The sequence below is a fragment of the Streptomyces swartbergensis genome (assembly GCF_002148965.1).
GTDB lineage: Bacteria > Actinomycetota > Actinomycetes > Streptomycetales > Streptomycetaceae > Streptomyces > Streptomyces swartbergensis.
Genome location: NZ_NGFN01000052.1, coordinates 19,535 through 30,429, shown reverse-complemented (window position 1 = coordinate 30,429; position 10,895 = coordinate 19,535). Strand labels below are relative to the sequence as shown.

Annotated in this window: 8 protein-coding genes and 1 pseudogene; 2 read left to right on the top strand and 7 right to left on the bottom strand. The window is 70.9% G+C overall.

Annotation, left to right across the window (positions count from 1 at the left end):
• The 7 genes and pseudogenes from CA983_RS11630 to CA983_RS11600 form a co-directional block, all read right to left on the bottom strand.
• A pseudogene (locus CA983_RS11630) lies at positions 1-457 on the bottom strand (Rne/Rng family ribonuclease); the annotation flags it as partial.
• A 259-nt stretch (positions 458-716) separates the two neighbouring features.
• Positions 717-1,499 (bottom strand): TIGR03936 family radical SAM-associated protein, encoded by a 783-nt coding sequence (locus tag CA983_RS11625; RefSeq protein WP_086600812.1) that lies wholly within the window; start codon positions 1,497-1,499, stop codon positions 717-719.
• Positions 1,500-1,547: 48 nt separating this feature from the next.
• Positions 1,548-2,735, bottom strand: coding sequence for a hypothetical protein (locus CA983_RS11620; protein ID WP_208636940.1), 1,188 nt, complete (start codon positions 2,733-2,735; stop codon positions 1,548-1,550).
• 101 nt (positions 2,736-2,836) lie between these two features.
• The gene (locus CA983_RS11615) at positions 2,837-3,307 is read right to left on the bottom strand and encodes a GNAT family N-acetyltransferase (protein WP_086600811.1); all 471 of its coding nucleotides are present in this window, start codon (positions 3,305-3,307) and stop codon (positions 2,837-2,839) included.
• A complete protein-coding gene (locus CA983_RS11610; protein WP_086600810.1) occupies positions 3,307-3,537 on the bottom strand; it encodes a helix-turn-helix domain-containing protein in 231 nt (76 codons plus the stop codon). The genes CA983_RS11615 and CA983_RS11610 overlap by 1 nt, the downstream gene beginning before the upstream one ends.
• Positions 3,537-4,034, bottom strand: coding sequence for a DUF2975 domain-containing protein (locus tag CA983_RS11605; protein ID WP_086600809.1), 498 nt, complete (start codon positions 4,032-4,034; stop codon positions 3,537-3,539). Before CA983_RS11605 ends, CA983_RS11610 begins: the two co-directional genes overlap by 1 nt.
• A gap of 217 nt (positions 4,035-4,251) precedes the next feature.
• Complete coding sequence (locus CA983_RS11600) at positions 4,252-7,893, bottom strand: LamG-like jellyroll fold domain-containing protein (protein ID WP_086600808.1); 3,642 nt, start codon at positions 7,891-7,893, stop codon at positions 4,252-4,254.
• A 443-nt stretch (positions 7,894-8,336) separates the two neighbouring features.
• Here CA983_RS11600 and CA983_RS11595 point away from each other — a divergent pair, with 443 nt between their 5' ends.
• Positions 8,337-9,416: a LacI family DNA-binding transcriptional regulator gene (locus tag CA983_RS11595; protein WP_086600807.1), complete on the top strand. Its 1,080-nt coding sequence runs from the start codon at positions 8,337-8,339 to the stop codon at positions 9,414-9,416.
• 229 nt (positions 9,417-9,645) lie between these two features.
• Positions 9,646-10,893, top strand: a complete 1,248-nt coding sequence (locus CA983_RS11590) for a sugar ABC transporter substrate-binding protein (protein ID WP_086600806.1) — start codon at positions 9,646-9,648, stop codon at positions 10,891-10,893.
• The last annotated feature ends 2 nt before the right edge of the window (positions 10,894-10,895 follow it).

The following is a 10,895-nucleotide window of genomic DNA, read 5'->3' as shown; positions in this document are numbered from 1 at the left end:
CCTCGGCGGGGGCGGAGGCCTCGGCCTGCTCCGGCGCCTCGGAGCCGGCCGGAGCGGCGGCGGTCACCGGCACCACGGTCTCGGCGGCCTCGGCGGACGCCGGAGCCCCGGCGGGCGCGGCAGCACGGCGGACCACACGGCGCCGCTTGGGAGCGGCAGGCGCGGTCTCCTCGGCGCTCTCGGCAGCCTCGGCAGTCTCCTGCGCCGCCGCGGCCGTCTCTTCGGCGGCGGCCTCCTCGGCCTCGCCGGCCTCTACGGCGTCGGCCGCGAGGTCCTCGGGCTCCGCGGCCGGTATGGCCGGCGTGACGGTCTCCACCGGAGCGTCGGAGGAGGGGCCGACGGGCGGACCCGCCGGCCGGGACGCGGCACGGCGCCGCCGGCGGGGCGGCAGGGTGTCGCTGGGGGTGTTCTGTTCGGAGTCCGTGGCGGACTCTGTGGGTTCGGTCGGTCCGAGCATGCGGGCTTTTCTCCCGTCAGGCTCCCGGGCGCCGCGCCTGGTCCGGCTGTGCCGGTGACGTCCGCGGCTCGCGCTGTGCGCGTCGCCGCCGTCCGGGGCGCGGGCGCCGCACGGGAGCTCTCTGTGTCCTGTCTCGCCGGTTCCGTACGCCGAATGCGTACGGCCTGGCGAAAGTCTTCTGGTCGGTACGCTGCCCGACCCAGGTGGCTCCCGAGTCCGAGGGCGGCGCTACGACGTCCGTCCCTACGCGGAACCTTCCTTACGCCGACGCCGTCGCGGCGGCAGTCGGTTCGGCCGTTGAGGGGGCCTCCGCTGCCTCGCGGTCGGGCGCGAGCGGGTCGGTCACCGTGCCGGTCTCTTCATCGAACAGCCCCTGCGCCAGCCTGGTCACCGCTGCGGGGACCGGCGGCGCCAGGTCGGCCACGGCGCGGAGACCGGACAGGACGTCGTCGGGTCGTACGGCAGGCGTCACGTGCCGAACAACCAGCCGCAGTATCGCACAGGGCTGGTCGGTCGGCCTATCAGCCTGCGAACTCTGCGTTTCTGCGAGGTCGCGGATCTCCAGGCTCACGACGGCGGAGCGGGCGTCGAAGGTACGGACGCCGTTCTTCATGAGGCGCTGGACCTCGACGGTCTCGGCCGCGTTGAAGGCGTCCACCGCTCGGCGGGCGTCCTCCTGCGACACGCCGTCCAGTCGCAGCTCCCACACGGAAGCCGTCAGCCGGTCGGCAAGGCCCGAGGTACGGGCCTCGACCGCCTCGACGATGTCGAGCCCGGCGGGCATCGACTCGTCGAGAAGGGCCCTGAGCTGCTCCGGGTCGCGGAGCGCGGTGAGCGCGATCTCCAGGTACTCCGCCTCACTGCCCGTGCCGGTGGGTGCGGCATTGGCGTACGACACCTTCGGGTGCGGTGTGAAACCCGCCGAGTAGGCCATCGGCACCTCGGCACGGCGCAACGCACGCTCGAAGGCGCGCTGGAAGTCACGGTGGCTGGTGAACCGGAGGCGGCCGCGCTTGGTGTAACGCAGTCGGATGCGCTGCACCGCGGGTGCGGGCGGCGGGCCTTCGGGCTGTCGCTTGCCCAGTGTCGTTCAGTCCTTCGTGAGAGCGGTCGTACTGCTACCAAGAGTACGTGCCTCGCGCCCGGAAGGTTCCCCGAGGTCGGCCGGCTGCGGCCGCGCCGGCTCGCCGAAGAGCATCCGCCGGAAGTCGGCGCGCGCCTGACGCACGGACTCCCGTGCGGAGGCCAGCGCCTGCCGCGTGGCCCGTCCCACACTGCGGGCGGCCTCGGCGGCGGGCCGCAGGACGGCGTCCCGCACGACGTGCCCGACGGGCGTCAGCACGCTCCGGTACAGCCACCGCACCGGCTCGACGAAGATCCACCGGAAGAGCGTCGCGAGGAACCGCCCGACGGCGAGCGAGATGTGCCCGGCGACGCGCCAGGCGTGGCCGAGGGCGTCCAGGACCTCGCGTCCGATGACGGCCAGGACCCGTCCGACCGGGGCGAGGACCCAGCGCCACAGGGCGAGCGCGGGCAGGACGAGCAGGATCCGGGCGATCCAGTACAGGGCCGTCCCGATGCCGGTGACGATCGTGGTCACGAGCCACATGAGCCCCTTGCCGCACCAGACGATCGCCCGCCCGACGGGAGCGAGCACCCACGTGTACAGCCACACTGCGGGTACGACGACCAGGTAGCGGGCGAGCCACGCCACGACCGTGTACACGCCGACCCCGACCGCGGCGAGCACGGCGCCGAGCCCCTTCAGCACCCACATCACGGCACGCCCGACCGGCGTGAGCAGGTACGCGTACACCCAGCCGAGCAGGGCGCCGACACCCCTGGCGACCCCTGTGGCGACCCACGCGATCGCGTGTCCCACCGGCGTCAGCACGTACCGGTAGAGCCACACCAGAGGCACGACGAGGAGCACGTTCCCGAGCCACCCGAGCGCCTTGGCCACCGGCACCACGACATACCGCCACAGCCCCACGAACGGCCAGACGAACACCGCCCGCCCGAGCCACAGCAGCGCCCGGCCCAGCGGCCGCAGCAGCACGTCGTTCAGGAACCGCCCGGCGACGACGAACGCGTCCCACACCATCCGCACGGGGACGACCAGCACGAGCACGACGATCCGCACGGGAATCCGGATCGCGACGGCGAGACACCCCTCGGGCGCCGCCTCACGCACCGGCGGCGCGGACGGTCGGGGCACGCGTTTCCGCAGATCGACTCGCGTCTCGGAGCCCTCGCGGGCCGACTTCTCCAGATCCATACCGTCGTAGACGCCTCAGCGGCCCGTCCGGATCCAGCAGCACCGCACAGCCCCGCCCCGTTCTTCCGCAGATCCTCCACCTGGCGTCATGATCATACGGCTCACGCGCCCGCGACCCGAGCCTGCAGCAGCCGGGGCGACTCCTGGAAACCGCACCGCGCGTACGCGGGAATCGCCCGCGGGCTCGAATGCACGGTCACCCGCTCCAGCCCGAGCTCCCGGGCCTCGTCCACAACCGCCCGGATGAGCCGCCCGCCCAGCCCGCCGTCGCGTGCCTCCGGTACGACGTACACACACTGGAGGTCGCCGGAGGCCCGCCGCGGCGCCCGCGGCGTGGGCACCCGCTGCACCACCGCCAGCCAGGCCATACCGATGACCACGTCGTCGTCACGCACGACCACCACGCACCGATGCGAACCGGCGTTGTCCCGGGCCCAGTCGACGAAGTGCCGTACGAATTCCTCGCGTTCGCACAGGGCCTCGCCGCCGTTCTCGACGAGCCACTGCCAGCGAAGTGCCGCCACGGCCGCCAGTTCGCCGGACCGAGCCGGGCGGATGCTGATGTTCTCCATCAGGACATTGTCCGGTCGGCGGCCCCGTCCGCCTCCCAGCGCAGCAGGTCCCCGGGCTGGCACTCGAGGACCTCGCAGAGGGCGGCGAGGGTCGAGAAGCGGACCGCCTTGGCGCGGCCGTTCTTGAGGACCGCGAGGTTGGCGGGGGTGATGCCGACGCGTTCCGCGAGTTCACCCACGGACATCTTCCGCTTGGCCAGCATCACGTCGATGTCGACGGCGATCGGCATCAGATGACCTCTTCCAGCTCGGCCTGCATCTGAGCCGCTTCGATGTCCCGTGCGACGGCCTGTGCGAGCAGCATCCGCAGCACGAGCACGACCAGCGCGACACCCAGCACGGCCACGACGACCCCGCACAGCAGCAGCACCACCCCGGGAGCGACGGCCTCGCCCGGCGCGAGAACGACCGCGAGCGCGAAGACCAGCAGGGCGGCCGCCACGAAGGCGCCGATCACGATGTGCACGTACCGGAAGGCGGCCGTGGAGAACACCGTCCCGCGGCGCACCATCGTCACCAGCCGCCACACACAGACCACGACGACCTGGGCGGTCACGACACCCAGCACCAAGATCACGAGGATCGGGGTGCGCAGGTACGCGTATTCGGGCTTGAGCCCGTTCATGTCGATGGCCAGCAGCGGGACCATCACCCCCTGCACGAACAACGACCCGGCGAGCAGCACCACGAGCACCACACGCAACGCGAGCACGGCCAACTTCCCCATCACCCCTCCTCCGATCGAGCTACGATGGAAATCTATCGAAACTCGATAGAGGAGGCAAGGGGCCGTCCCGAGGGAGGATCACAGCGGGGTGGCACGGCGGTTCCCCCAGCACACATTCTGAACTGGGGGAACCTGGCCGGGGCGGCCCCCCGGGGGAGTGTCACCGACCCGGCCTGTTCAGCGGGTCCCCCTCAGGACCGGCCTCTCACACCTCGGTCTACCGCGCGTACGGCGCGACGGTGATCCGGTCGATCAGCGGCGCGTAACGGGAGCGGAGCAGCACCCCGGGGAAGGTGTCCGAGGCATACGTGGTGCCGTCGAAGTTCGGCAGTTCCTCGGAGCGGAAACCGATAGTGTTCTTCCCCTTCTTCAGCTGGAGCGGGACGGTCAGCTCCCAGAAGTTGTTCTCGTGGAAGCTGTGCGGGAAGCCGACCCGCCGCGACTCGCCGCCGTTGACGCTGATGTCGGCGTGACGGGCGAGCGGGTCCGGGTTGTAGTGGGTGGCTTCGGCCTGCTCGGGGTTGGAGTAGCGGACGCGCACCGCGTACAGGCCGGCCCGGTCGGCGTCGACGGTGAAGGTCGCGGTGTTGCCGTTGCCGGGGTCACCGCCGATGCCGGTGATCGCCGTGCCGTCGGTGGCCAGCGAGAGCGGGGCCAGGGTGGCCGAGCCCGCGAGCTTGGCGTCGCCCGCCTCGTACGTGCGCGCCGGCAGCTCGCCCTCGCTCGGCGTGACCGTCAGACGGTCGACCAGGGTCGTGGCCGAACCTCCGGTCACGGTCAGCTTGTTGACGCCGCCGGAGAGGGACACCGCCAGGCTGTTCCTGCCCTTGGCCAGGCGCATGACGTCGTGGTCGTTGACGGAGAGCCGGGCGTTCGCGCCGCCGAGGGTGTCGACCTTGAGGGTGGCCTCGCGGTCGGCGGGAGAATAGACCCAGAACGTAGCGGTCTGGCCCTTGGCGAGTCGGGCCGCGCCCGACCCGGTGGCCGCCCGCTTCGGCAGGTCGTAGACGGGACGCGCCCCGCCTCCCAGCCAGGCCAGTTCACCCTCGTACACCTGGGTGCCGGCCGAAGTCTCCGGGAGGGAGAGGGTCAGGCGGTCGACGATGGCGTCGCCCTTGGTGGCGCCCTTGCCGTCGGCGCTCTTCGCGGCGAGCGTCAGGGTGTGCTTGCCCTTGGTGAGCTTCACCTTGGTGTCGGCGTGGTCCCACACCACCCACTTGTAGCCCAGCGGCAGGTACATCTCCTGCTCGCTGTCCGCCTTGCCGTCCACCCGCAGGAAGACGTTGGTCGGGCCCTGCTCCTTCACCCTGTCGAAGGTGTTGAGGGAGTTGGCGAAGACGCTCAGGTCGTAGGTGCCGTCCTCGGGCACGTCCACGGTGAAGTCGAGCGTGACGTCCGAGCCGGTGCGCAGGCCGCCCACGTCGTAGCCGCCGGAGGTGTAGAACTTCGACACGTCGCGGGGCGAGCCCTCCGGGCCGTTCTTGGAGTAGCCGGAACCGGTGTGGGCCGCGTCCTCCGCCTCGTACGAGGCGTTCCAGCGCACGGGCGGGGACTGCGTGCCCTTCGCCTGGCCGGCCGGGCTGAGGACGATCTCGTAGGACGAGGACTCCTTCAGCTTCGGCAGCGCGCCGTCGCCGAAGTCGACGACGACCTTGCCGTCGTCACCGACCTTCAGGGTCTGCTCCGAGAGCAGCTTCGGGCCGGAGTTGTCGCCCACCTGCCCGCTCCACTCGATCTCCTTCACCCAGGCGTGCACCCGGTCGCCGAAGAGCTTCTTCGGGACGTTGTCGAAGGTGATGTGGCCCTTGCCGGTGGAGCCGCCGAAGATCAGCCGGGACTGCTTCTTCTTCTCGTCGAGCGTGGCGACGCCCTGCATGGTGTAGTTCTCGCCCGGGAACGGCGGGGTCACCTTCACCGTGTGCCCGCTCATCGAGGCGTACGAGTTCAGCAGCCACCACTGGCCGTTGCCGCGGTTGGACTGCACCGCGGAGTCGGAGAGGTTGCCGTCGATGTTCCAGTACGCGATGTCGGCGTCGACCTTGGACTCCTCGATCGCGGACACCCACTGGATCATCTGGCCGGGGACGGAGGTGTGGTAGTTGAAGGCGTACTCGTTGATGTTGATGGGGAGCTGAGTGCCCTCGCGGTCGGTGCCCTTGAACAGGTCCTTCTCCCAGGCCCGGTACTTGGCGACGCTGTCGCGCACCGCCTCCGGGTGGCTCAGCTCGTGCCAGGTGATGACGTCCGGGAGGGTGCCGGCGGCCTGGGCGTGCGTGAGGAAGCCCTTCACCTGGTCGTAGAGGATGCTGGTGTTGGGGCCGGCGATGCGGGCCTCGGGCATCTTGCTCTTGATGAGCTTGTAGAAGTCGTCCCAGGCGGCGAAGTAGTCGTCCGGGTCGTTGAGCCAGCTGACCTTGTTGTAGCTCCACTCGCCGGTGCCGAACATGTTGCCCTCGGGCTCGTTGAACGGCACGAAGACGATGTTGTCCTGGTACTCCTTCGGCAGCTTCAGGACCTGGTCGACCTGCCCCGCGACCTTCTCCCGGTAGAGCTTGAGCTTCTCCTCGGGAGTGTCGCCCGGCCACTGGTACGGGAAGCCGCGGTGGATGTCGGTCATGTAGATGTACACGTCACCGTTGGTGGAGTCCGCCAGCGGCTTGACGATCTCGAGCGCGTCGGCACCGGGGTGCTGCGGCCCGTCCTGGGCCTTGGTGGAGACCGTGCGCAGGCCCATGCCCTCGATGAGGTTGTTGGTGGGGACGTCCGGTCCGTACACGCCGTAGAGGGTGCCGGAGGCGCCGCCGTGGAACGTGCCGGTGTCCGAGCCGAGGTCGACGGTGAGCTGCCCCTCGCGGACCACGGTGACGGTGGCCTTCACCGCGCGTCCGGCCGCGGTGCCGGCGACCGTGAACGTCCCCGGCTGGGCGTACTTGTCGGCCGGTACGGCGTCCCAGGTGACCGGGGTGTCACGGTCGTAGCCGTCGGAGTAGGCGGAGCGGACGGCGGCGGGGAGGGACGGGGCGGTGCCGGTCGTGGTGCGGGCCTCGAAGGACGTCTTGGACAGCTCCTGAAGCGTGGGCACGGCTGCGACCGTACCGGCCACCTGCTCGGGGCTGAGCGCCGCGTGCCACACGGTGAAGTCGTCGATCGCGCCCTTGAGCAGCGGGTCCGGCCAGAAGGACTTGCCGATGTAGCCGGCGGCCGTGGCCGAACTGTCCAGGAGCTCCTTGGCCTTGACGTCGGTCGCGGCGGAGGAGACCGCCACGCCGTCGAGGTAGGTGGTGACCCGGCGGGCGGAGCTGTCGAGGGTGACGGTGACGGTCCGCCATCCGTCCGCGGGGAGCGCCGCGTAGCCGCTGACCTGTGCCTCCGCGCCGCCGCCGTTGGTGGTCACGGCCGTGCGCAGCACGCTGCCGTTGGACGGGGTGGTGAAGAGGTACTTGGTGTTGTTGGTGCCCAGGTCGAAGATCCGCTGCCAGGCGGACTTGTCGTCGCTCCACTTCACGCGGGCGGAGACCGTCAGGTCGGTGGCGTCGCTGAGGATTTCCCGGGGGAGGCGGACGTACGCGCCCTTGGAGTCGGGCGCGCCGCCGGGCAGAGCGAGCGCCTTGCCGCCGCCCGTGCCCTCGACGGACTGGGCGGTGGAGGCGTTCACCAGGCTCGCCGTCAGGCCGTTGCCGGAACTGTCGGTGATCCTGCCGGAGGCGAGGTCGTCCTGGTCGAAGGTGTAGCGGGCGGTGGGCTGGGGCGCTTCGGCCGCCTGCGCGGGGACGGCCGGTGCGGCCAGCAGGCCCGCTCCGAGGGTCAGTGCCACGGCGGCCGGGACCCGGCGCCGCGGGGATCTGTCAGCGGATGGCATGGATGGCGTTCCTCAATCGTCGGGTAACGGGTTCCGGTCGGCCCTCCTCGGTCGGCGTGCTCGTCGTACCGGCTCGATTCGGGCGCGCCAAGAGGAAGGACACGGATCGGGGGGTGGCGGGTGTGGCGGCTCCTCGGCTCGCGAGCGCGCAGCGGGCCCACGGCGGGCCGGAAGGTCGCTGCGTCGAACCGGTTCGGCGAAGCTAGCACCGGGACACCCGGCCAGCAATCCCTTGAACACGGGGATCTCGCCGTCTCACATGTCCGGTAGGAGAAGTGCGCCCGGGGTGTTGACAGGGGAGCGGACAGTTCCTACTTTCGCTGTCACGCGAACCGGTTCGACTGCCGGTCGCCCCTTCTCATCCCGTGCCATCCCGTCCCGACCGGCGGACGATTCCTCCCCCGAGGTGTCGAACCGGTTCGATCTTCGAGCAAGGAGTCGCCGTGAACATCGGTGAGATCGCCCGGCGGGCCGGTGTCTCGCGGAGCACCGTGTCCTACGCGCTGAGCGGCAAGCGCCCGGTGTCGGACGACACGCGCCGGAAGATCCAGCAGGTCGTCGACGAGCTGGACTACCAGCCCAGCGCCAGTGCCCGCGCCCTGGCCAACGGCCGGACCAGCACCCTCGGCCTGGTCTTCCCGCCGGCCGGGAACCACTACACGGGGATGCAGCTGGACTTCATCGGCAGCGTGGTGGAGGCCGCCGCGGTCTACGACTACGACGTGCTGCTGTCCCCCAGCGGGGTGGACAGCGACCGTTCCTTCCAGCGGCTGCTGGGGGAGCGGCGGGTCGACGGCGCGATCCTGATGGAGATCAAGCTGGAGGACGACCGGGTGGACCACCTGGCCGCGGTGGGCTTCCCCTCCGTCACCATCGGCCGAACCGCTCGTCCCGAAGGCGGTTGGTGGGTGAGCCTGGACCACACCGCGCTGGTGGAGGCGTGCGTCCACCACCTCGCGGATCTCGGCCACCGCCGGGTCGCCTTCGTCAACCGTCCGGAGCAGTTGCTGCGGGCCGGATACGAGTCCGCGCACCGCGGCCTGGACGGTTTCACGAAGGCCGCGGCCGAGCGCGGGCTGACGGTCCGGACGTACTGCTGCGGGGACGACGCCGCCTCGGGCCAGGCCTGTGTGGAACGGATCCTGCGCGACGACCCGGCCACCACGGCCCTGGTCACGCTGAACGAGGCCGCGGTGGGCGGCCTCTACCGGGGGCTGGCCCTGGCCGGCCGCCACGTGCCGCGCGACTTCTCCGTCACCGGGGTCGTGGCCGGCCACTGGGCGGAGACGGTGACCCCGCAGCTCACCGCGGCGGACGTACCCGCGGCCGAGCTGGGCCGGCTCGCCGTCGACCTGCTGGTGGAGCGGCTCGACCACCCCGACGCGCCGCCCCGGCACCACCTCCTCACACCGCCCATCTCCCTGCGGGCCAGCACCGGGCCCGCAGGGGCCACACCAGCCCCGGACGCCGGACCCGCGGGGGCCACGCCCGTCGCGGACGCCGGGCTCGACACAGCACCCTGACCACACGCCCCGCGGGACTCCCCCGCCCCCACTCCTGCCCGCCGTCCTTCTCTGCCTCGCCGACCACTCGAACCGCCCGCCGACCGTCCGGCGTATCCGCCTCCCAGCGCCCCCTTGGCCTCGGCACCCGCATGCCGGGAACAGCCTCGGCCTCCGCCATGCCACGAACAGCCTCGGCACCCGCATGCCAGAACATCGGCACCCGCATGCCAGAACAAAGGAACCCACGATGAACAGCTTCTCCAGAGGGCGCCGCCTGACCGCCGCGGCCCTGACCGCCCTGGCCGTCGCCACCAGTGCCACCGCCTGCGGCTCCGGCTCGACAGGCACCGGGACGAAGGCGGCGGACGACGGCACCTACACCATCTGGGACCCGTACCCGCAGTTCGCCAAGGGCTCGGCGTGGGTGAAGCTGCTGGACGCCTGCGGCGCCAAGGCCGGCGTGAAGATCAAGCGGACCGGCTTCGACACCAGCGACCTGGCCAACAAGACGCTGCTCGCGGCACAGCAGGACAACTCCCCGGACCTCCTCATCGTCGACAACCCGGTGGTGTCGACCCTGGCCGAGGCGGGCGTGCTCACCACCACCGACGAAAACAAGCTGGACACCTCGAAGGTGGACCCCAACCTGCTCGCGGCCGGTCAGGTGGGCGGGAAGACGTACGGCACGCCGATCGGCGCCAACACCCTCGCCCTCTACTACAACAAGAAGGTCCTGAAGGAGGCCGGGGTCGACGTCGCCTCGGTCAAGGACTGGCCGTCCCTGACGGCGGCGCTGGCGAAGGTTGAGAAGGCCGGCAAGAAGGGCATCACCTTCTCCGCGATCGGCACCGAGGAGGGCAGCTTCCAGTTCCTGCCCTGGTTCTGGGGCTCCGGCGCCAAGCTGACCGAACTCGACTCGCCCGCGGCCGTCTCCGCGCTGTCCCTGTGGAAGGGCTGGCTGGACAAGGGCTACGCCCCCAACTCCGTGCTCAACAACACCCAGACCACCAGTTGGCAGGAGTTCGCGACCGGCGACTACGCGTTCGCGGAGAACGGCACCTGGCAGCTCGCGGGCGCCAAGAAGGCGGGCTTCGACTACGGTGTCCTGCCCGTCCCCGCCTCCGGGGGAGGCAACGCCGCGGCCCCGACGGGCGGCGAGTTCGTCACCGTCCCGGTCCAGAGCGACACCGGCCGCTACACCACCACGCAGAAGCTCACGACCTGCCTGACCAGCACCCAGAACCTGTACGACACCGACACCACCCTCTCCTACGTCGCCCCCACCACCGAGATCCAGGACAAGCAGGTGGCGGCCGACCCCGAGCTCAAGCCGTGGGTGGAAGCGGTCAGGTCGGCCAAGGGCCGCACCAGTGACGACCTGGGCACCAAGTACCCGAAGATATCCGAGCAGATGTGGAAGGCCGTACAGTCCGCACTCAGCGGCTCCAAGTCCCCGAAGGACGCGCTCACCGCCGCCCAGTCGGCAGTCAAGTGACA